Origin of the sequence: Methylocaldum sp. 14B, assembly GCF_002005105.1 — a bacterium.
GTDB lineage: Bacteria > Pseudomonadota > Gammaproteobacteria > Methylococcales > Methylococcaceae > Methylocaldum.
Map to the genome: position 1 here is coordinate 84944 of NZ_MSCV01000019.1, position 22378 is coordinate 107321.

At 60.4% G+C, this 22378-nt stretch carries 18 protein-coding genes, 1 tRNA gene and 1 riboswitch; of the genes, 8 read left to right on the forward strand and 11 right to left on the reverse strand.

What is annotated here, in order from left to right:
• Window positions 1–155: 155 nt before the first annotated feature.
• The 5 genes from B2A78_RS14810 to B2A78_RS14830 form a co-directional block, all read right to left on the reverse strand.
• Window positions 156–806, reverse strand: coding sequence for an urea amidolyase associated protein UAAP2 (locus B2A78_RS14810; protein ID WP_077730777.1), 651 nt, complete (start codon window positions 804–806; stop codon window positions 156–158).
• 10 nt (window positions 807–816) lie between these two features.
• The gene (locus B2A78_RS14815) at window positions 817–1548 is read right to left on the reverse strand and encodes an urea amidolyase associated protein UAAP1 (RefSeq protein ID WP_077730778.1); all 732 of its coding nucleotides are present in this window, start codon (window positions 1546–1548) and stop codon (window positions 817–819) included.
• 84 nt (window positions 1549–1632) lie between these two features.
• Window positions 1633–2481 (reverse strand): ABC transporter ATP-binding protein, encoded by an 849-nt coding sequence (locus B2A78_RS14820; protein ID WP_077730797.1) that lies wholly within the window; start codon window positions 2479–2481, stop codon window positions 1633–1635.
• 5 nt (window positions 2482–2486) lie between these two features.
• Entirely contained in the window at window positions 2487–3311 is an 825-nt protein-coding gene (locus B2A78_RS14825) for an ABC transporter permease (RefSeq protein ID WP_077730779.1), read from the reverse strand.
• Between the two features lie 64 nt (window positions 3312–3375).
• On the reverse strand, window positions 3376–4371 hold the full coding sequence (locus tag B2A78_RS14830; protein ID WP_077730780.1) for an ABC transporter substrate-binding protein: 996 nt from the start codon (window positions 4369–4371) through the stop codon (window positions 3376–3378).
• 63 nt (window positions 4372–4434) lie between these two features.
• Window positions 4435–4541, reverse strand: a riboswitch (guanidine-I (ykkC/yxkD leader).
• A 352-nt stretch (window positions 4542–4893) separates the two neighbouring features.
• Between B2A78_RS14830 and B2A78_RS14835 the strand changes: the two genes are divergently transcribed.
• Entirely contained in the window at window positions 4894–6195 is a 1302-nt protein-coding gene (locus tag B2A78_RS14835; protein ID WP_077730781.1) for a porin, read from the forward strand.
• Window positions 6196–6346: 151 nt separating this feature from the next.
• Here B2A78_RS14835 and B2A78_RS14840 read toward each other — a convergent pair whose 3' ends face one another.
• The 6 genes from B2A78_RS14840 to B2A78_RS14865 all read right to left on the reverse strand — a co-directional run bounded on the left by B2A78_RS14840 (window position 6347) and on the right by B2A78_RS14865 (window position 16233).
• The gene (locus tag B2A78_RS14840) at window positions 6347–6577 is read right to left on the reverse strand and encodes a hypothetical protein (RefSeq protein WP_077730782.1); all 231 of its coding nucleotides are present in this window, start codon (window positions 6575–6577) and stop codon (window positions 6347–6349) included.
• Between the two features lie 91 nt (window positions 6578–6668).
• Window positions 6669–8453, reverse strand: coding sequence for an acyl-CoA dehydrogenase C-terminal domain-containing protein (locus tag B2A78_RS14845; RefSeq protein WP_077730783.1), 1785 nt, complete (start codon window positions 8451–8453; stop codon window positions 6669–6671).
• A 2-nt stretch (window positions 8454–8455) separates the two neighbouring features.
• A complete protein-coding gene (locus tag B2A78_RS14850; protein WP_240502541.1) occupies window positions 8456–10795 on the reverse strand; it encodes a 3-hydroxyacyl-CoA dehydrogenase/enoyl-CoA hydratase family protein in 2340 nt (779 codons plus the stop codon).
• Between the two features lie 53 nt (window positions 10796–10848).
• On the reverse strand, window positions 10849–11985 hold the full coding sequence (locus B2A78_RS14855; RefSeq protein WP_077730784.1) for a thiolase family protein: 1137 nt from the start codon (window positions 11983–11985) through the stop codon (window positions 10849–10851).
• Window positions 11986–12162: 177 nt separating this feature from the next.
• Window positions 12163–13881, reverse strand: coding sequence for an AMP-binding protein (locus tag B2A78_RS14860; protein ID WP_205780789.1), 1719 nt, complete (start codon window positions 13879–13881; stop codon window positions 12163–12165).
• Between the two features lie 42 nt (window positions 13882–13923).
• Complete coding sequence (locus B2A78_RS14865) at window positions 13924–16233, reverse strand: alpha/beta fold hydrolase (protein WP_168175440.1); 2310 nt, start codon at window positions 16231–16233, stop codon at window positions 13924–13926.
• Window positions 16234–16389: 156 nt separating this feature from the next.
• On the opposite strand from B2A78_RS14865, the gene yjgA reads away from it, so the two are divergent.
• From yjgA to B2A78_RS14900, 7 genes are all read left to right on the forward strand, one after another.
• Window positions 16390–16908, forward strand: coding sequence for a ribosome biogenesis factor YjgA (gene yjgA, locus B2A78_RS14870; protein WP_077730786.1), 519 nt, complete (start codon window positions 16390–16392; stop codon window positions 16906–16908).
• Window positions 16909–16917: 9 nt separating this feature from the next.
• On the forward strand, window positions 16918–18186 hold the full coding sequence (locus B2A78_RS14875) for a TIGR03790 family protein (RefSeq protein ID WP_205780790.1): 1269 nt from the start codon (window positions 16918–16920) through the stop codon (window positions 18184–18186).
• A 58-nt stretch (window positions 18187–18244) separates the two neighbouring features.
• The gene (locus B2A78_RS14880) at window positions 18245–19270 is read left to right on the forward strand and encodes a glycosyltransferase family 4 protein (protein WP_077730787.1); all 1026 of its coding nucleotides are present in this window, start codon (window positions 18245–18247) and stop codon (window positions 19268–19270) included.
• A 3-nt stretch (window positions 19271–19273) separates the two neighbouring features.
• Window positions 19274–21163: a nucleoside-diphosphate sugar epimerase/dehydratase gene (locus B2A78_RS14885; protein WP_240502542.1), complete on the forward strand. Its 1890-nt coding sequence runs from the start codon at window positions 19274–19276 to the stop codon at window positions 21161–21163.
• Window positions 21164–21223: 60 nt separating this feature from the next.
• Window positions 21224–21652 (forward strand): 50S ribosomal protein L13, encoded by a 429-nt coding sequence (gene rplM, locus B2A78_RS14890; protein WP_077730788.1) that lies wholly within the window; start codon window positions 21224–21226, stop codon window positions 21650–21652.
• A gap of 20 nt (window positions 21653–21672) precedes the next feature.
• Window positions 21673–22065 (forward strand): 30S ribosomal protein S9, encoded by a 393-nt coding sequence (gene rpsI / locus B2A78_RS14895; RefSeq protein ID WP_077730789.1) that lies wholly within the window; start codon window positions 21673–21675, stop codon window positions 22063–22065.
• A 38-nt stretch (window positions 22066–22103) separates the two neighbouring features.
• Window positions 22104–22177: transfer RNA gene (locus tag B2A78_RS14900), tRNA-Gln, on the forward strand.
• Window positions 22178–22378: the final 201 nt, after the last annotated feature.

Sequence of the window (22378 nt, forward strand, 5' to 3'; positions counted from 1 at the left end):
GCTCTTTCAGGATGGGGCGGGTCGTCCCGCCGTTTTCGCGAGCCACGGGTCGTCCCGCGGCGAATCGGATCACGGTTGATGGCATGCCCTGAGGCTGGCTGCCTCGTGGCTGGCGCGGTGCTTCGGCAACATGGGAAACGTCCCGGCGAGGTCGCTCATCCGTTCCACACCAGCAGCCGGATCGGTGTCGGGTTGTAGGCGTTGCACGGGTTGTTGAGTTGCGGACAGTTGGAAATCAGCACCATCACGTCCATCTCGGCGCGCAGCTCGACATATTTGCCGGGTGCCGAAATGCCGTCCGCGAAGCTCAGGCCGCCTTCGGGAGTTACCGGCACGTTCATGAAGAAATTGATGTTGGCGGTGATGTCGCGCTTGGTCATGACGAGCTGACGGGCGCGATCGCTGTGGGCCAGAGCATGCAGGAAGTTGTCGCGGCAGCTGTGCATGGGGCGCTTGTCGAGAGCATAGCGCACAGTGTTGCTCTCCGCGGCACAGGCGCCGCCCAGCGTGTCGTGGCGGCCGCAGGTGTCGGCGACGATGGTCAGCATGGGCCGCCCCTCGCTGGAATACAAAACCGAACCGACCCCGAGATAAAGATTGCCCTGGCGGCGTATGGTATCCACCGCACTGTAGCGCTCTTCCCGATCATCGGCGCTGTAGAAGAGGGTATCCACCGCCTGGTTGCCCTCCAGGTCGAGGATGCGAAAGATCTGGCCTTTCTTCACCAACCCCGTCCACGGTTCTCCGACCGGGCAGGTTTCGTCGAGAACGGCGTTTTCCGGAGCGAGTGTGCTTTCGATCAACATGGGTGTCCTCCTAGCAGGCGTAGAAACGCTCGGTATTGATGAAACCGCGCCGGTTCTGTTCGCACGAGGTGCGGCAGAGGTCGCTTTCACCGGCGGGCCCCGCATGCCAGGCGGTCAGCTTTACCGCCGCCGGCCGGTATTCCGGGTTCGGGTCCAGCGGGTGCGGTGCGGTCGAAAACACCACCAGCACGTTCATGTCGAAGCGCAGATCGACCACGTCGCCGGCCCGGCTGTGCCCGGAATGGAAGCGAAGTCCGCCGTCCGCATCCGCCGTCACCTTGCTGAAGAAATTGACGTTGGCGGCCAGATCGCGCTTGCCCAGGCCCCATTTGCCGAGTTCGATCAGGAGGCCGTCCCGGCCGCTGCGGTACATGTCGTTGCGGTGGGTCTGAAACGTGGCGGTGCCGTATTTGTCCAGAATCGATGCGTTGTCGCTGGTGCCGCACACGGTGTCGTGCCAGCCGACCGAATCGTGGATGATCGAGCACAGCACTCGGCCCATGTCGGAGTAGCACACGTGGCCGGCGGTGAGGAAGGCGGTGTGCTGGGCCTTTAGCGTATCCGGCATGTTGTAGCGTTCCAGCTTCTCCTCCTGGTTGTAGAACAGCGCCGAGACGTTGGCGCCGCCCTCCAGGTCGGTGAGGCGCAGCGCCGAACCGCGCCGCAGCAGGCCGGACCAGTGATTGCCGCCGGGAACCGTCTCCTCCCAGAGGATTCGGTCAGGGGTGAAGGTGATCGTCATGCTTGACCTCTCATCATCGAAAAATGAACACAAAAGAAGCGCCGCCGTTCTTGGCCGCAGAGCTCGCATCGGAACCGGTCGTGGTCATGCGGCAGCCCCCGGCTGTGCGGTGGCCGTGAGCTTGTCCAGCATTCCGCGATCGGTTTGCATCCCCGAGGTGGCGCGGATGCGGGACAGGATTTCCCGTTTCAGCTCGGTGAATTCGGGAGATAGCTTCATGTCCTGCTCGCGTTCCGGTGGCAGCGGAACCTCGTAGATCGAGTCGATCCGTCCGGGACGGGGCGCCATCAGGACCACCCGGTCGCCGAGATAGATCGCCTCTTCCACGTCATGGGTGACGAACACGATGGTGGGCCTTTCCAGCGCGAACACATGCAGGATGAGATCGTGCATCACCTCGCGCGTCTGCGCGTCGAGCGCGCCGAACGGTTCGTCCATCAACAGGATGTCGGGCCGGTTCATCAGTGCGCGGGCGATGGCCACGCGCTGCTGCATGCCCCCGGAAAGCTGGTTGGGATAGGCGTTTTCGACCGGGGCGAGCCCCATCAGCCCTATCAGGGCGTCGGTACGCCCGGAAGCGATTTCCACGTCGGCCGAAGTGATCTCTTCGCGCTTGATCTTGAGCGAGCGGCAGAAGCGGATGTTTTCGCGCACCGTGAGCCACGGGTACAGGCTGTAATGCTGGAACACCATGGCGCGCTCGGCTCCGGGACCGGACACCGGCCGGCCGTCCACCCGGATTTCGCCCGAGCTGAGGTCCTCCAGGCCGCCGATGCTGCGCAGCAGGGTGGATTTGCCGCAGCCCGAAGCGCCCACCAGGGTGACGAATTGGTTGGCGCGAATATCGAGGTCGACGTTCTCGAGCGCGGCGATGTGCCGTCCCCCGGTGTCGAACAGCTTGTTGGCTCGTCTGATTTCGATCTTGGCCGTCATGTTGATCACTTGAAGTAAAGCCAGGGGAAACGCTTGCGGTGCAGCCAGCGGAACGACTGGTCCATCAGCAGCCCGAACAGCCCGATCAGAAGAATGCCGGCAAAGATCTTGTCGGTTTGCAGGAAGCGCTGCGCCTTGAGAATGGCGAAGCCCAGTCCTGAATTGGCCGCCACCAGCTCGGCCACGACCAGGTAGGTCCAGGCCCAGCCCATGGTGACGCGCAGCGTATCCAGCAGCGCCGGTTTGGCGGACGGCAGTATCACCAGCCGGGTCAGTTCGCCGCGCGTCGCGCCCATGGTCTGCGCCGCCTCGATCTGGGCCATGGGCACGCGGCGGATGTCTTCGGCCATCATCAGCACCATCTGGAAAAAAGTGCCGATGAAGATGATGGCGATCTTGGCGCTCTCCTCGATGCCGACCCACAGCATCACCAGCGGAATGAAGGCCACCGCGGGCATGTAGCGGATGAAATCGGTGAGCGGTTCGAACAGCGCCTGCAGCGGCCGATAAGTGCCGATCAGCAGCGCCAGCGGCAAGGCCAGCACGGCGGAGATGGCGAAGCCGGCGGTCACCCGGTAGACGCTGATCCAGATGTCGCCCAGCAGGTCGTCCTCGGCGAACCAGCCGTAGATCCGGGTAACCACTTCTTCCGGCGCCGGCATGAACACCTTGTCCACCCAGCCGCTATGGGCCAGTCCCCACCAGGCCGCCAGCGGCGCCAAGAGGCCCAGCAGCGCGAGAACCAGATATTCGCGGCGGCCGATCTGTCCCCGTATCACCCACCATCGCTGGCGCGGGTTCGGGATGCCGCTGTCGCATTGAGCTGCCATTCTCTTTCCTCGATTGAAGCCGTTAAGAAAATGTGGAGCCTCCCCGGCGGAGGCGGGCCGCTGCCTATTTCTTGTCCGCAACTTCTTTTATCAGCGAGCCGTCCACGCCCTGGGCAAAATCCACGGTGCCTTCCATCAGTCGGTTGTCGAGCAGGAAGTCGGAAATGGCGGGCGCTACGTTCAGCAGCGACCGGGATTGGTCGGGCGGGCCGAAAGCTTCGAGGTTATCGGCCTCGGCGAAGAACTTGGTGCCGGGCAGAAAAATCTTGTACTCGTCGGTCTTGAGGCCGACGACCTTGGACATGATCTTGACCGCCTGGTCCGGGTGTTCGCGAATGAACTTCTCGGCGTCGTACCAGGCCTCGATCATGCCCAGGAAATCCTTGCGGTGGACGGCGAGGGATTTTTCCTGCACGACCAGGAGGTCGGGAATCAGTCCGGGGATGTCCTTGGAGCTGAACAGCGCCTTGCCCTTGCCCGACAGCTCGATCTTGTTGACCCAGGGGTTCCATACCACGGTGGCGTCGACACGACCGCTCAGGAAGGCCGCCGCAGCGTCGCCGGCGGACAGGTTGACGATCTCGACGTCCGCCTGCGTCATGCCGTTCTTGGCCAGCGCGGTCACCAGCAGGAAATGGGAGACGCTGAACTGCTCCAGCGCGATCTTCTTGCCCTTGAGGTCGGCGAAGCTCTTGATCTTGGGGCTGACCATCAGAGCGTCGTTGCCGGCCGAGTTGTCGTTGACCAGTATGGCCTTGAGCGGAATGCCCTTGGCCAAAGGGGCCATGGTGTCGGACCAGGTCTGGCAATTGCCGTCCAGCTGGCCGGCCGACAACGCGGAAATGGAATCGGTGTAGTTGGCGAACCAAACCAGTTTGACTTTGGCGCCGTGCTTTTTGAAATAGCCGTTTTTTTCGGCCACGTACCAGGCGACCCAGCCCGGCCAGTCGCTGACGCCGATCTTGACCTCGGCGGGAGACGGCAGGGGAAGCAGAAGAAGGCCGATCAAGGCCGGGAAAGCGAGAAAACGGCGCAAGGCATGAGCGAATAGGGACGACATCACGGGGCTCCTTTTCGGAAATTACACGGCGAGAGGGCGAACCGGTTCTTACGAACCGTCACGACCTCCCGGGCTTTTATCCCGCCGTGTAACCCCGCGAGCCACGGGGCCGGAAACTCTCGGACCAGACGCCCCCGAGCGGAGGGGCCGGAACCCTAGTCGCCATTTGTGAACGGTGCCGCCGAATGGCGCACCTCTCGTTACGGATGAGACCGAGCAGGATGCGTGCCAGCCTCGAATTCAGCGGCTTCGGCAAGATTCGGAACTGAATTGCGCGCGATTTGGACCGATTTCGGGGCGAGAGGTCGGTCTTGTGCTCCGAAATGGTGCAGAAAAACCGGATTCGACTATCGCCTAGAGTCTTTTATTGCTGCCGGAAGCAGATGTCCGTTCAGCCGATCCGGGAAGACCAACGCTGCTTATTGTTTTTTAAGAGGCATGGCGCGCTTTGTGCTTTTGTAGTCTTTCGACGACTCACAGGGCTCCGCTGTTTAAGCGCAAGAAACACAGGAGCCTGAACTCATGAAAAACATCAAATCGAAGCGTCATCTGGCACTCATCGCGGGCGGGCTGATGAGTATCGGTGACCCGAGCCGGGCAGAAGAGACATCCGGTTTATTGGGGGGATTAAAGGTCATCAACGAATCGGCCTGGATGAAATCCCTGGGGCTGACCCTGACCGGCTGGATAGACGCGGGTATTACCTACAACGCCAACGATCCGGCGGACAACTACAACGGTCCCGTGATCTTCAACGATCGGGCCGGCGAGTTTCAGCTCAATCAGTTGGTGGTGGATTTGTCCCGAACCGTGAACGTCGAGGGCGGCGATTGGGACGTGGGCGGAAAGCTGACTTTCATGTTCGGTACCGACGCCCGGACCAACACCATCAACGCCTATGGCGACGGTCATTGGGACAACGACTTGATCGGCGACGACACGCGTTTCTACAAAATCGCGCTTCCCAACGCTTATATCGACGTGTTCGCACCGTTCGGCAACGGAATCACGGCACGGCTGGGCCGTTTCTATACCATCATGGGTTATGAAACGGGTCTGTCTCCGGACAACTTCTTTTATTCCCACCCGTATACCTTCCAGTACGGCGAACCCTTTACCCATACCGGGGCCATGTTCACCTACCCGGTCGTCAGCAATCTGTTGGTCACCCTCGGGGCCGTCACCGGAGGACACAATCAGTTCGGCGGATCGCTGGACGGCAATGCGGGCTGGGACGGTTTCGACAAGAATATGGAGAACTGGAATTTTCTGGGCGGCGTTTTCTGGAATACCGACGATAAGGCTACGTCGGTCGGACTCTCGATCATCACCGGGGATGTCAACGCCGATAACGACCTCGACGATTTTCGCCGGGAAACGGGCATCGACAAAAAGGACAATCGCACCTTCTACAGTTTCGTTTTCAAACAGAATTTCACCGATCACGTGCACTATGTCTTCCAGCACGATCACGGTATAGAGCAACAGCATCCTTTGAACAATTTCAAGGACGCTCAGTGGTACGGCATTCAGCAGCAGCTGATCTACGATGTCACCGATACCGTGGGCGTGGGATTGAGGGGCGAGTGGTTCCGCGATGACGACGGCGTGCGGGTTGCACAAATGTGTCCCGGCTGCGCCGTTCTTGCTTCCGGACCCGCCAGCTATTACGGCGTTACCCTTGGCTTGAACTGGAAACCGCTGGACTGGGTCGCTGTTCGCCCTGAGGTCCGATACGACTGGGCTGACGGAATAGACAACTACGACGCGCGCAAGAAAAGCGATCAGCTTTTATTCGCTATCGACGCAGTCATCAAGTTCTGAGGAGTTCCATTCTCCGCCGCGGATCGAGAGCATTGATCGTAGGGTGGGTTAGCGGAGCGTAACCCACCGATTCAAGGTGGTTCGGCGGGTTACGGCCTCGCGGCCTAACCCACCATCTACAAACAGTGGCGCTGTCGGCAGCATTTTCTACTTAGTGCAGCAAAGTCAGTTCCCACCGGCTGTCGCGATCGTTCTGGCGGATGGTGTAGATGTGGCAATCGTCGCCGAGCACCTTGAAGTAGCGGTACTCCGGCGTGGTCCAGCGGTTGAGGATTTCCACCTTGACTTTGCGGTCGTCGATCAACATCCGCCGCGGTTCTTCGTCGCCGCGATAGCCGGCATAACAGAACACCCTGATTTCGGAAAAAGATTCACGTTTCATGCGCCTTAGAACTGTCCAAAGGGTAACCGTTCTTAGACAGTTCCAGGGCGTTTGTATCGTCAAAGTGACGTGGAGTGGTTCCGGATTCGGTCTAAAACGCCTCGTCCTTGAAATCCATGATGCTCCCGCTGCCGGAAAGAATGGCGGAAAAGAGCCCCGAGGTTCTGGGCAAGATGCGCTCCATGAAGAAGCGGGCTGTATCGAGCTTGGCCTGATAAAAGCCGGTCGTATCGTCCTTGATTTTTTCCTGGGCGATTTCCGCCATGCGCGCCCAGCAATAGGCCATGGTGGTCAAGCCGAACAGATGCAGGTAGTCGTAGGCCGCGGCACCGGCCTCGTTGGGATCGGCGAGACTGCGCTCGGCGATGAAGGCCGTCGCGCGTTGCAGCCGGCCGAACGCTTTGGCCAGCGGTTCGGTGACGAAGGCCAGTTGAGCTTGTCCGGCGCGTTCGTCGAGATAACGCTGGACTGGGTGGAAGAAGCTGCGCAAATACCGTCCGGCGTGCGCGGGTAGCTTGCGTCCGACCAGATCCAGGGCCTGGATGCCGTTGGCGCCCTCGTAGATCTGGGCGATGCGCGCATCGCGCACGAACTGTTCGATGCCGTGTTCTCGAATATAGCCGTGCCCGCCGTATACCTGCATGGCCAGATTGGCGGTTTCGAACCCGAGATCCGTGAAGAAGGCCTTCACCACGGGCGTCAGCAGGGCGACGAAGTCCTCCGCCTGCTGGCGGATTCCGGGGTCCGGGTGCCGGTTTTCCTTGTCCAATTGAGCGCCAACCCAGGCCGACATCGCCCGCATCCCTTCGGTATAGGCGCGCATGGTCAAGAGCATGCGCCGCACGTCCGGATGGACGATGAGCGGATCGGCCGGCTTGTCGGGATTTTTCGGGCCGGTCAGGGCGCGGCCTTGCAAGCGCTCCTTGGCATAGGCCGCGGCATTTTGATAGGCCACTTCGCCGAGCCCCAGCCCCTGCAATCCGACTTCGAGGCGGGCGCTGTTCATCATCACGAACATGGCGCGGAGTCCTTTATGGAGATCTCCGATCAGATAGCCGGCGGCGTCTTCGAGGCTCAGGCTGCACGTGCTCGAGCCCTTGATGCCCATCTTGTGCTCGATGGCCGTGCAGAAGATGCGGTTGCGAGGTCCGAGGCTTCCGTCCGGGTTGACCAGGAACTTCGGCACCAGAAACAGGCTTATGCCCTTGACCCCAGGCGGGGCGTCGGGTGCGCGCGCCAGGACCATCTGGATGATGTTTTCGCTGAGATCCTGCTCGCCGCCCGAAATGAAAATCTTGTTGCCGGTGAGCCGATAAGTGCCGTCCGGTTGCGGAACTGCCTTGGTGCGGAGCAGGCCGAGATCGGTGCCGCATTGCGGCTCGGTCAGGCACATGGTGCCGGTCCAGCGTCCTTCCACCATGTTCGGAAGATAAAGATTCTTGATCTCCTCCGAGGCCGTCTTGAGCAGCAGCTGATAGGCGCCGTGGGTCAGCTTGGTGTAGATGGCGAAGGACAGATTGCTGGCCGACATCATTTCCGAGGTCAGCACGTAGACCGTTTCCGGAAGTCCCTGCCCGCCGTATTCGGGGCGGCTGGTCAACCCCGGCCAGCCGCCTTCCCGGTAGCGCTGATACGCGTCCTTGAAGCCGCGCGGAGTGTGCACCTCGCCGTTCTCGAGCCGGCAGCCTTCCTCGTCGCCGCTCCGGTTGAGGGGGAACAGAATGTTTTCGGCCACCTTGGCCATTTCCTCCAGGACCGCATCCACCAGCTCGGGCGGCACGTCCTCCATGCCGGGCATGTCCTCCAAGTGCTGGTCGGCCAGGAACTCGTGGTAGATGAAGCGCATGTCGCGCAAGGGTGCTTTGTAGGTGGCCATGGCTAGTTCCTCAAAGGCTTGCCGGTTTCCAGCATGTGTTCCATGCGGGCGATCGTTTCTTTTCGCTTGACCAGATCCATGAAGGCGCGCCGCTCCAATGCGAGGAGATCGTCCTCGGACAAGGGTTTGCTGATGTCGGTATCGCCACCCGTGAGCACATCGGCGAGAGCGCCTGCGACCACGGCGTCGTGGGCGGTCGCCTTGCCGAGCCGCCGGTACTGGCCGATGGCCATGTCCAGCGCGGCCTTGCCCGAAGGCCCTGGGAGATAAAAGACCGGCGGCTCGGGCGGCGCGTAGCTTTCGCTCAGCGCCAGCGCCTTTTCCTTGGCGTCGAACAGCAGCCGGTCGCGGTTCATGGTGATGCCGTCGGTGGGGCGCAGGAACAGAAGGTCTTTCGCTTCCTGGGCCGATTTCGACACAGTGGCGACGCTGACGGTTTCGAAGACGCGGGCGACCGGCGCCATCGGGCCTTGGGGAGATTTCTTGTCGGCGAAGGCGCGCAGCAGCATCTCCTTGCAGCCGCCCCAGCCGGGAATCACGCCGACGCCGGCTTCCACCAGCCCCATGTACAATTCGGCATGAGCCTGGACGGCATCGCAATGGAGCAGAATTTCGCATCCGCCGCCGAGGGCCATTCCCGACGGCGCGCCGACCACGGGGAAGGGGGCGTATTCGAGTGCCTTGAACGCCTCCTGGCCCTGTTTGACCATGTTCTCCACTTCCGGCCACAGCGCGATGTTGACGCCGAACAGCAGCACCCCGAGATTGGCTCCGGCGGAGAAATTGTCGGCTTCGTTGTAAATCACCAGCGCGCGGTAATCGCTCCGCACGATGTCGACAGCCTTGTGGACCAGCTTGAGCACCAGAGGATCGAAGGTGTTCATCTTGCTCTGGAATTCCAGGCAGACGACGCCGTCGCCCACGTCCCAAAGGCTCGCCGAAGGATTCTTCGTCAGAGGCTTGCTGCGCCGCTTGACGTCGGCCAGCAGCAAGACGCCGGGTGGCCGGTTCACCGCTCGTAGAGTGGGCTTGGTCCCGCCCGTGCCGGTGAATGCAAGCCCGTGCAGCCGCCCGTCGACGACTTGGTAAAGCGGTCCGTCGTGTCGGAGCAGATCTGGCACGGGCTTGCCCATGGCTTCGAGCATCCGGACCAGGTTTTCGTCGCCGATCCGGTCGATCAGTTCGAACGGGCCGTACTGCCAGTTGTAGCCCAGCCGCATGGCGCGGTCGACCGATTCCAGATCGTCGGCGACGTGCGGCGCCACCTCGGCGGCGTAAGCCAGGGTCTGGGCCATGACGCTCCGGGCGTATTCGGCGGTCTTGTCGTGGAATTGCAGCAGCCCGGCCAAGCCGCCCGCTTTCATCGCCGCGATGCTGGCGAGTTCCGGTTTGGTGCTGACCCGGTACGCGCCGGTTTGAAGGTCCAGCGCTTCCTTGATCCGCTCGCCGCGGTTCCGGTTCAAACGATAAAACCCGCCCTTGCCTTTGCGTCCGGTATAGCCTTCCGCGATCATCCGCGTTACCAGGTCCGGCACTTGGCTGATGGCGTGGAACGGATCGTTCGGCGGAAGCGCCCGATCCATGCCGGGAACGATGTGGGGGACGAGATCGAGACCGACCAGGTCGAGCAGGCCGAATATGCCGGTTTTCGGGATGCCGAACGGACGGCTGATGACGGTGTCGGCTTCCTCGACGGTGAGCCCTAGGCGCAAGGCTTCCAGGAGCCCCAGCTGCAGCCAGAAGATGCCGATGCGGTTGGCGATGAAGCCCGGCGTATCGTTGGAATGCACGATGCTCTTGCCGAGCCGCCGGTCGCCGAAGTCGACCAGCGCGGCTAGCGCATCGGGCCGGGTTTCGGGGCCGTAAACGATTTCCAGCAGCCGCATGTAGCGCGGCGGATTGAAGAAGTGAGTGATCAGGAAGTCGCGCCGGAAATTCTCCGGCATGTCCCGCGTGAGCTCGGCGAGTGGGAGGGTGGAGGTGTTGGAGGAAACGACGGAACCGGATTTGCGGACACTGTCCAGGTTGCGGTAGAGCCTGTGCTTGATGTCCGGTTTTTCGATTACCGCCTCGATGATCCAATCGGCCTCGGCGAGTTTTTCGAGATCGTCCTCGATGTTGCCGGGCGTGATCCGCGCGAGATTCTTGCGGTGCATCAACGGGGGCGGATCGGTTTCCTGAAGCTTCTTCAAGGCGTTCTTGGCAACCATGTTCCGATCCGTTGCGCCTTCGGGCACGATGTCCAGCAACAAAACCGGGACGCCGGCGTTGGCGGCCTGGGCCGCGATAGCCGATCCCATGACTCCTGCGCCGATGACAGCCATTTTTTCTATTTTCATCATGTCGGCCTCACTTGACTTGGAGACGGGCCATCCGAGGCCCGCCTTTTCAAAGTTCAAACCGCTTCCAGAATCGTCGCGATGCCTTGTCCGCCGCCTATGCACTGCGTCGCCAGGGCGTAGCGCTTCTTTTCCTTTTTCAGCAGCGACGCCGCTTTTCCGGTGATGCGGGCTCCGCTCGCGCCCAGCGGATGGCCCAGGGCGATGGCGCCGCCGTGGAGATTGAGCTTGCTCTCGTCGATGCCGAGTTCACGGATGCACGCCAGCGCCTGGACCGCGAAGGCTTCGTTCAATTCGATGATGTCGATGTCCTCGAGAGCGAGCCCTGCGCGTTGCAGCGCCTTGCGGCTCGCGGCGACCGGACCTATGCCCATGATCTCTGGGGCGCAGCCGGCCACCGCGATGCTCTTGACGTGCGCCAGGGGTTCGAGTCCGTGGCGTTCCGCGTAATCCTCGGAACAGACCAGGACCGCGGCGGCGCCGTCGGTGAGGGGCGACGAGGTTCCGGCCGTGACCACGCCGTTCTCCCGGAAGGCAGGTCTAAGACCGGCCAAGCCCTCCGGAGTGGTCTCGGGACGCGGGCAGCCGTCCTGCGTCACCGTGCCGTCGGGTGTTTCGATGGGGACCAGCTCGTCGTCGAATTGGCCTGCCTCTCCGGCTTCCCGCGTTTTGCGCTGGCTGTCGAAGGCGAAGCGCTCCTGGTCGGCGCGGCTGATGCCGTACCGCTCGACCAGGTTTTCCGCGGTTTCGCCCATGCTCATGTAGGCTTGCGGATATTCCTGGTAAAGCTTGGGGTGAGGCATCGGATTGAAGCCCGTCATCGGCACCCGGCTCATGGATTCGACGCCGGCGCAGATGAACGCCTCGCCGGCATTCAGTTGAATGGCGCCCGCCGCCTGGTGTATGGCCTGCATGGACGAGCCGCAGAACCGGTTGATGGTGGTGCCTGCGACCGAGTGCGGGAGACCGGCCAGGAATACCACGAGACGGCCCAAATTGAAGCCTTGCTCGGCTTCCGGAAAGGCGCAGCCGAGGATCAAATCCTCGATGTCTTCGGGTTTGGCGCCGGTTTTGCGCAACAAGGCTTTCACCACTTGCGCGGCCAATTCGTCGGGGCGGATGCCGCTGAGCTGCCCTTTCTTGGCCGGGGTAAACGGCGAGCGGCAGTAGCCGGCGATGACAACATTTTTCATGGTCTGCCTCCTGACAGGAAACGCCACAAAGGACAGGAGATCGCTCGATCTCCGAAACGGAAACAACAATTAAATACAGAAATGGCGGCGTATCGCCTGTGGCCGCCTAAATCGGCCGTGTCATCCGAAATTCTTCGACGCAGCGGGAATTAAAGGAACGTGCTGCGTGTCGTATTGTTAAGTCAGTTTCCGCAACTCGCGGCGAAGAATCTTGCCTACGGCGCTCTTCGGGAGTTCGTCGCGGAATTCTATATACTTAGGCACCTTGTAGGCCGCCAAGTTCATACGGCAGTAGCGGCGGACGGTGTCCGCATCCAGGCTCTCGTCCTTGCGCACGATAAAAACCTTGACCGTTTCTCCGGTCTTGTCGTCCGGCACGCCTATCGCGGCACACTCCCGAACAGCCGGGTGGGTACTTAAGACGGCCTCGAGTTCATTGGGATAAACGTTGAAGCCCGAGACGAGAATCATGTCCTTCTTGCGGTCCACGATATAGAAGAATCCGTTTTCGTCCATCCGGGCGATGTCCCCGGTACGCAGCCACCCGTCCGGCGTCATGACGTTTTCGGTTTCGTCCGGGCTGTTCCAATAACCCTTCATGACCTGAGGTCCGCGCACGTACAGCTCGCCAGCCGTCCCGACCGGCAGCGGACGTCCGTCGTCGTCCCGAACGCTGCATTCGGTGGATGGCACGGGAAGCCCGATGCTGCCGTTGAATTCCGTCAATCCGGGCGGATTGACGGAAACCACGGGAGAGGTTTCGGTCAAGCCATAACCTTCGGTGATCGGGCAGCCGGTCACTTGCTGCCAGCGGTTCGCCACGGCTTCCTCGGTCGGCATGCCGCCGCTGATGACGAACTTGAGCGAGCTGAAATCCAGTTCGTCGAAGCCGGGCGTGTTGAGCAATCCCTTGAAGAGCGTGTTGACGCCGGTTATGACGCTGAAACGCACCTTGCCGAGCATCTTAATGAGACCTTGCAGGTCTCGCGGATTGGTAATGAGATAGTTCAACCCACCCAGTTCGGTGAAGCACAGCAAATCCACGGTCAGGGCAAAGATGTGGTAGAGCGGCAGCGCGGTGATCACGACTTCCTCGCCTTTGACCATCGCTCGTTCCGGGGGAAGTCCGCCGACAATCCACTGGGTGCACTGCTCCACGTTCGCAAGCAGATTGCGGTGCGTCAGCATGGCCCCTTTGGCGATGCCGGTGGTGCCTCCGGTGTATTGGAGAAAGGCGACGTCTTCCAGTTTCAGATCATGCCTTTCGAAAGAAAGCAGGCTGCCTTCCTGCAGGGCCGTATTGAAGGAGACGGCCTCGCTGATGTGGGTGCCGGGGTTTCCCGTTTTGAACAGGCGCACGTACCAGTTGATCAGATAGGAGCGGGGAAACCGCAGCAGGTCGCCGAGTCCGGAAATGATGATCGCCTTGAGCTTTAATCTTGGAAGCGCAGCCGCTACTGCCGGGACGAAATTCTCGAGCATCACCAGGGCTGCTGCCCCCGAGTCTTGGAGTTGATGTTCCAATTCGCGGGCGGAGTAGAGGGGATTCGTGTTGACGACGATCAGCCCGGCGCGCAGCGCGCCCCATAAGGCGACAGGTTGCTGCGAGACATTCGGCAGCATGATGGCGATCCGTTCACCTCGTTCCAGGCCTAGGCGTCGGTTCAGGAAACTGGCGAAATGCCGGCTCAGCTCCTCGAGTTCGGCATAGCAAAGAGTCCGCCCCAAATTGGAAAGTGCCGGCCGTTCCCGATAGCGGGCGGCCATTTCTTCGAAAAAATGCGCCAGCGAAGAGTATTGCGGTTCGCCGATGGTTTCCGGGACGCCCGGCGGATAGCTCTTCAACCAGGGCTTTTCCATGACGTATTGCGACAAGGTGCTTTGAAGGTTTCGCATGGCGCTCTCCGCTGCACGATAAATCACTTGAACGGGTTCGACTCAACCCGCCGGGGCGTCCCTGGTCAAAAAGCGAATCACGATGTCCCTTATACCACCAATATCCTCCGCGAGCATATTGTGACGATCGGCATGCACGGACCGGAGAATCCTGTTCTTCGAGCTCAGGGCCTTATAGATCATCCGCGCGCTTTCCGGATCGAGAATCGGATCGTGATCGGCCTGTGCCAATAATACCGGACACTGCACGTCCGCGAGACTTTCCTCCAGTTCCTGGATCAAGCGGCGCAGTTCGTAGAGCGTACGCAGAGGCACTTCCCGATAGGCGTATTGCGGATATTCCGGCGTTCTTTCCACGAACGGCCGGCTGTTTCGCCGAGACATCCAGCGAACCAGAATGTTTGGGCTGCGGAGCAGCGGAGCCATGGGACCCGACGCGCTGAACTTGAAGGGCGGCGAAATCGCGGCTATCCCTGCCAAGCGCTCAGGCTGTTCGCTGGCCAGTTGCAGCGCCAACAGACCGCCGATTCCGGTGCCGACGATGTAAATGTGAGACGCATAAGCCTTCATGATCTCGTACCCGCGGCGCAAGGATTCGAGCCAGTCCTCCCAGCGTCGGTCTTTGAGGTCGTAGGGCGAAGTTCCGTGGCCTTTCAAACGGACGCCGAGGGCGTGAAAACCGAGATCGGCCAAGCGTCCGCCGAAGTCGCGCATTTCGGCCGGCGAAGACAAAAGTTCGTGGATCAGAATCACGCCGGCACCATTGCTCGATCGCGCCTTCAGAAAGAAGGGGCGAGGGCTCGCGGCCGCGGTTATCGCAGGAGACGTCAAACTTGGAGCGTGTTTGGCATAGTGTTTCGAATCCCATCGCCATGACCTGACCTCATCGTCGAACTGAAGATTTGCCAGTTCGAGAGCGCTTAGCTTCTTTTCCACCGATAGGGCGCGCTTGACTGCCTCCGTAATGCCGGAAATGGGTTCGATCTCGTTGGCATAAACCGAGATTACGTTTTCGATGCGAATTTCATCGAATTCGTGTTCGTGAAGCAGCTTGGGCAGCAACCGATAACGATCCGGATGAACTTCGATCAGCCCGCTGGCTTTCGCGGTATCGATCAATTCTTGCAGACCGGAATGTTCGCCTTCCAGCAGGTTTCGATATTCCTCGGGGTCTTGCAGGCTGCGGTGAAGATGCACGTGCGGCAATCGCTGGGTGTATTTGATGGCCAAATACAGGCTGCGGAAAAATTCGGCCCGGTCGATCTCGATCCGGTTACGTCTTGCGCGATACAAAATCAGTGTCGAGGCGAGGTGGCTGAGATTCACCGTCACCGCCTGATACATCTCGCGCATATATTTGTTGCGCACGATCTGGGCACGCTGGCGCAGCCGGCCGGCCAGGAGCCGCTCTTTCGTGTTGGCGGGTTTCCGGGTGACGGCGAAGACATCGTCGATTGTCCCGATGCGCGGCGCTACCCATTTTGCCAGCCAGGTTTCCCAGTGGTGCCAGGACTCCGACGCGATAATCGGATGTCCGAACTGGATATCCATATCGGTGTTGCGCAGCAGGATATTCCCCTCGATCAGGATTTCTTCCGCAGCCCGCCGGCTCAGCCCACGGCTCAACAGTTCGGCGGCGCTGCTCAAAATATGTTCGTTGATGCGTATGGGATAGAAGGTAATGTTCGCCGGAACCACGATGGTGGGTTGGTGCGCGGCGGCCAGCAGGGCTTCGCGGCTCTCCATCCCGAGCGCCTCGGCCCATGATGTCAGACGCTCCTGCTGCCCTTGGTGCTCGGCGCGGCGCACGGCCATTTTGAAGATTTCAAGACCCATCGCCAGAACGGCGGCCCCGGTATGGTGTTTGCGCCTATCCATGCTGACTCGGGAGTAAATGCTGTAGCGGCCTCTTTTGTCGAGAACCCGGCGGTCCTTCACCATGCCCCCTTCGGGAAAGATGACGACCTTGCGGCCGAGCAGGATTTGTTCGGCGAGCCAGGGCAGAAGTCTCGGGTAGTTGTTCGGGATGACGCCGACGTCGCGCAGGAATCCCGCCAGGACACTGTCTTCCTCCTCGAAGAATTCCGCCGAGGCCACCGAGCAGCAGTAGACCTTTCTGGCCTCGTACATCAGGTATTGGGGGATGAAGGTCTCGAATCGGGCGAAGTGGTTGAAAAGGAAGATATGGCCGCGATCAATGATGTCCGGGCTGCCGTGCAAGGTGATGCGGACCTTGAGCAGCTTCTTGATCTGCCGGAAAACGCGCACCGACCAGTCATAAGTCGAGGTGTTGATGCCATATTCCGGATCTGCGTTCGGATGGCCTTCCATGTGGCGTTGTTTGAGAAACATACTTTTTCTGTCGGGTAGCGTACTCTCTCTTTTCATTTAGATCCATCTGTGCCGATTGATTGCTCAATCGGCCGTCACCACCGTTTTGGTGGGACGAGTGGTATAGTAGGCCGAAAATTCAGTGCCGTTATCTGGCCTTTTTGTAGTCGCTTTCTCATGACGTGGACGGAAGATCCCGAAATTTCGCCGGATGAGTATCCGGAGCGAATCAGTAAATCCCAGTTGAAGCGCGAAAGCGCAGCCTTGCAGGATCTTGGAGAAGAGTTGATCGGCTTATCCCGCGAACAGCTCGAGCGGCTGGACTTGCCTGTAGAGCTGATGGAAGCGGTGCGGCTCGGACAGTCCATCACCGAGCGCGGCGCCCTCAAGCGGCAGCGCAAGTATATCGGCAAAGTGCTGCGCCATATCGACGCTGAACCCATTCGGGCAGGGCTCGCGGCCCTCAGGAACGAGAGCGCTGAAGCGGTGCACCGGCAGCATGTCATCGAACGTTGGCGCGATCGCATGATAGCCGAAGGCGATGCCGCGATTAACGAATTCTTGGCAGCCCATCCGGGAGCCGACCGGCAGAAGTTGCGGCAGCTGTCCCGAGACGCGCGCCGGGAGCGCGATGCGGCGGCTGCCCCCAAGTCTGCTCGCTTGCTGTTTCGGTACTTGCGGGAAGTTCTGGAGTGAGGTTGACCCGTGAAGTATCGGATTAGGTCGGTTTTTCTGCCGATCCTTTTCGCAGTCTTTGCCGCCGTATTTCAGGTTGCAAAGGCCGAAGAGAGTATCGATCGGCTGCTGTTTTCGCGGAGGTCGCTAGGGCCGGCGGAGTTGGCGGTCATCGTGAACGAGGCCGACCCGTCGAGCGTCGCCATCGGCAATTACTACCAAAAACGGCGAGGCATACCCGAGGAGAACATGATACGGGTGAGTTTTCCGCCGGGTACCGACAACCTGCCGCGCGCCCAGTTCGAATCCGTCAAGCAGGCGGTGGACAGTCGGACGCCGCCGGGGGTTCAAGCCTATGCGCTCGCATGGATGGCGCCGTTCAGGGTCGATTGCATGTCGATCACCTCCGCTTTCGCGCTAGGTTTCGACCAAGCCTATTGTTCGAGCAAATGCGGCGAAACCAAGCCCAGCGGATACTTTCATTCCGCCAGCCGCGCGCCTTATACCGATCACGGCATTCGGCCCGCGATGATGCTGGCCGGGCGCACGGTCCGGGATGTCCGCAAACTGATCGATCGCGGCATCGCCTCCGACCGGACCTATCCGGCCGGTACCGGTTACTTGCTGAACACCTCCGACAAGCACCGAAGCGTTCGGGCTGTCACGTTCGACAAGACGGTCGATATGCTCGGCGCGGCGATCCGGCTGCATCGGGTTGAAGCGGACTTCATCAGCGGCAAGCAGGATGTGCTGTTCTACTTTACCGGACTGGCGAAGGTGCCGGATCTCGACACCTTGGGTTTCGTGCCCGGGGCGATGGCGGATCACCTGACCTCGTTCGGCGGGAGGCTGACCGAAAATGCCCAGATGAGCAGCGTGCGCTGGCTGGAGGCGGGGGCTACGGCGAGCTACGGCACGGTGACGGAACCCTGCAATATCCTGAGCAAGTTTCCTCATCCGGCCGTGGCTATGTGGCACTATCTGGAAGGCGATACGGTACTCGAAGCCTATTGGAAAAGCGTCGCCCGGCCAGGGGAGGGCGTTTTCATCGGCGAGCCTTTGGCGGCGCCCTTCGCGCCTCAATTGATCCAGCATAAAGGCCTGATCACCGTCAAGCTGTTTTCCCCGAGGTCGCATATGCTGGCGTTGCAAGCCGCGACCAGCGCTATCGGACCCTACCGTTCGGCGGTCAAAACCTATGTCCTCATACCCGGCTATAATGAACTGTCCTTCCAATTGCCGGATACCGCCGCATTTTATCGATTGGCCTATCCGGGCAGCGAACAAACCAAGAAATAGTTCAAAAGAATTCGTGCCGGTTTTCTTTCGGCTGCCGAGCGGCGCAGCAAAATAACTGATGAGTCTTTTTTCGTTAGGGTTTTTGGTCATCTCCGTGCTGCTGGTTTCCGGCATCCTGACGGGAGCGGTGCGCGGTTACGCGACCAAACGCTTGCTGGATCTGCCCAATGCCCGCAGTTCCCACCAGGTGCCGACGCCCCGCGGCGGCGGTTTGGCGGTCGTGCTGTCTTTCACGCTCGTCGCGGCCGGTCTCCACTGGCTGGGACAAATCTCATTCGAGCTTTTTATGCTCGTGCTCGGGGCACTGCCGATAGCTGCCATCGGTTTCTGGGACGATCACGGACACGTACCTGCAAGATGGCGTCTGATCGTGCAGATCGCTTGCGCCGGCTGGGCGCTTTATTGGCTGGGCGGCTTCGAATCGATCCGGTTCGCCGCCGAAATTTACGAATTGGGCTGGCTCGGCCCCGTTCTCGCCGGTTTGCTGGCGGTCTGGCTGTTGAACCTGTTCAACTTCATGGACGGCATAGACGGCATCGCGGGAATCGAGGTTGTTTCGGTGGCGATATCCGCGTACGGGCTTCTGACCTATCAGTCGCCGCTGTTCCCAGGGGATGCAAATGTTTTATTGTTAGCCCTGGCGGCAGCGGCGGGCGGCTTCTTATGTTGGAACTGGCCTCCCGCGAAAATCTTCATGGGGGATGTTGGGAGCGCGTTCGTCGGGTTCGTTCTGGCCGTTTTCGCGCTGCGTACCTCCGTCGAAGGTACGCTGTCCCTGGCGGTCTGGCTGATTCTGTTCGGCGTGTTTTTCGTGGATGCGAGCGTGACGCTGGTGAGGCGTATGCTCAGCGGGCAGCGCTGGTACGAGGCGCACCGCAGCCATGCGTATCAGCGTGCGGCGCGGCGCTGGGCCAGTCACAAGCGGATCAGCCTGTCGGTCTTGGCCATCAATCTGTGCTGGTTATTGCCTTGGGCCTTCGCGGCGGTGCGCTGGCCGCAGCTGGAGCCGGTCTTTCTGGCGTGCGCCTATGCGCCTTTGATAGGCTTGGCGCTATGGCTGGAGGCAGGAAAACAGGGGGGGTAAGCGATGCAGGACATGCTTTCGAAAATGCGCTCGGGAACGATCATATTCATTCATGATTTGATCATGGTGGCGCTCGCCTGGCTGGGCGCTTATTGGCTGCGGTTCAATTTGTCGTTGCCGCCCGAACTCGAAACGCGGACTTCGCTGCACTGGCTGCCCCTGGTCCTCGTCGTCCAAGCCGTGTTTTTCCGCCGCTTGGGACTGTATCGCGGCATCTGGCGGTTCGCGTCCATTCCCGACCTGGTTCGTATCGCCAAGGCGTCTTGCCTCGGGATTGCCACGATCGCCATCATCCTGTTTTCCGTCAATCGGCTGGAAGGCGTGCCCCGTTCCGTCATTCCGCTCTATGCGGTGCTGCTGCTATTTCTGTTGTCCACGCCGCGGCTGATCTACCGCATCTGGAAAGATCGCGGCGCGCCGATGTCGGCCGGGCGGCGCGCGCTGATCGTCGGTGCGGGCAAGGCCGGCGAAATGCTGGTGAGGGACCTGCTTCGCGCCGCCGGGACCGAGTTCGCCCCGATCGCGTTCGTGGATGACGATCCGAAGAAGAAAGGAAGCGAGATTCACGGCGTGAGAGTGAGGGGACGTTGCGAACAGATTCCGCGGCTCGTCGAGAAATTGGAGATCGAGACGATTCTGATCGCGGTGCCATCCGCCACGGACAAGGAGATGCGGCGTCTCGTCGAAATTTGCGAAGGAACCGGCGTCCCATTTCTGACCTTGCCGTCGATGCAGGAAATGCTGTCGGGCCAAATGTCGGGGCACCTGCGCGAAGTCTCCATCGAGGATTTGCTCGGACGCGCGCCGATCAAGCTCGACCGGCAGGGCATTCAGGCCCATCTCGGCGGAAAGCGGGTTCTGGTTACCGGCGGAGGCGGCTCGATCGGCTCGGAGCTCTGCAAGCAAATCGCACAATTTTCCGTTGCCGAGCTGATCGTTTTCGAGCGCTCCGAATTCAATCTCTACCAGATCGAACGGGCGTTGAGGCGCAGCTTCCCCGGATTGCGCCTGTCCGCGATACTCGGCGATGTCACCGACAAGCTCGCCGTCGAGCAGGTGATTTCGCAATATCGGCCGGAAGTCATCTTCCATGCGGCGGCGTACAAGCACGTCCCGTTGCTGGAATATCAGGTCCGCCAGGCAGTTCAGAATAATGTTCTGGGTACTTATACGGTGGCGGAAGCGGCAATCGCGGGCGGCGTCGACGAATTCGTGCTGATCTCCACCGACAAGGCCGTAGCCCCCGAAAACGTCATGGGAGCGACCAAGCGGGCGGCGGAAGTCTTGGTGCAGAGCATGAACGGCGTCGCCGGGACTCGTTTCATCAACGTGCGTTTCGGCAACGTGCTGGATTCCGCGGGCAGCGTGGTGCCTCTGTTCCGCGAGCAAATCAGGGCCGGCGGGCCGGTCACCGTGACTCATCCCGATGTCACCCGCTATTTCATGACGATACCCGAGGCCTGCCAATTGATCATGCAGGCCGCGACCATCGGAAAAGGCGGAGAAGTCTTCGTGCTGGACATGGGCGACCCGGTCAAGATCAGCTACCTGGCCGAACAGATGATCCGCTTGAGCGGCAAACGCCCCGGACAGGATATCCGGATCGAATATGTCGGACTCCGGCCCGGCGAAAAAATCAGCGAGGAATTGTTCAACGATCATGAGGGGCCCACGCCGACCGAGCACAGCAAGCTCTTGCTGGCCCATCCCCTGACCGTCGACTATCGGATGGCCAAGAAAGCCGTGATCGAGCTGGCCGAGGCTTGCCGGTCTTTCGACGAGGCCGCGATCCTGCACAAGCTCAAGTGGCTGGTTCCGGAATACGTCCAGCGTACCGCCGCCGAGTATGGAGAAGACGATCGGTCCGCCATTCAGCGATCGCTTGTTTTATAATGTGTTGTCGGGTACCATACCCGCTTTTTCGAACAACGCCAGAGTTTGGAGCGTGCAGTAATGAAGACCTTTAGCGCAAAACCGGCCGAAGTAAAACGCGACTGGTACGTCATCGACGCGGAAGGAAAGACGCTGGGGCGCCTTTCGACGGAGATCGCGCGTCGTCTGCGCGGCAAACACAAAGCGGAATACACGCCTCATGTCGACACCGGCGACTACATCATCGTCGTCAACGCGGAAAAAGTGCGTGTTACCGGCAATAAAGAGCAAGACAAGATCTATTACAAGCACACCGGTTACATCGGCAACATGAAGTCCGTGGCCCTGGGCAAGCTGCGCGGAACTCATCCGGAGCGCATCATCCAGACCGCCGTAAAAGGCATGTTGCCCCGCAATCCTTTGGGCCGCGCCATGTTCAGCAAGCTGAAAGTCTATGCAGGGCCCACGCACAATCACCAGGCTCAACAGCCCAAATTGTTGGAAATCTAATTTAAGAAGCTGAATCAACCATGGCACAAGCGCAGTATTACGGAACAGGTCGCCGCAAAAGCGCGGTCGCACGCGTCTACGCAAAATCCGGAACCGGTCGTATTGTCGTTAACGACAAACAACTGGAAGAGTACTTCGGCAGAAAGACCGACCAGATGGTCGTGCGCCAGCCGCTCGAACTCGTGGCTCTGGGAGAGAAGATGGACGTGTTCGTCAAGGTCGCAGGCGGCGGTCCCACCGGCCAGGCCGGAGCCATCCGCCATGGATTGACCCGCGCCCTCATGAGCTTCGACGAAACCCTGCGCCAGCCGCTGCGCAGAGCCGGCTACGTCACCCGCGACGCGCGCGAAGTCGAACGTAAGAAAGTCGGCCTGCACAAAGCAAGACGCCGTCCGCAGTACTCCAAGCGTTAATGCAAGGCACGCCGGCTTCCCCGGCGTGCTTTACTTACTGGGGGATCGTCTAGCGGTAGGACTACGGACTCTGACTCCGTCAACCCTGGTTCGAATCCAGGTCCCCCAGCCAACAATTCAAAGGGCCATACTTCGGTATGGCCCTTTTTTGTTGCCTGACGCCAACAGAGCTTTGAACGGGTGCTTAGAGCGGCTGTCGGATTGGTTTACGGCTCGTGGGAGCGGGCTTTAGAGCACTTTCTGATTCGGTGTAAGGGAGCCCCATATGTAGGTCGGCAATCCCTTGCCGACGTACCGGCTCGGCAAAGGGCTT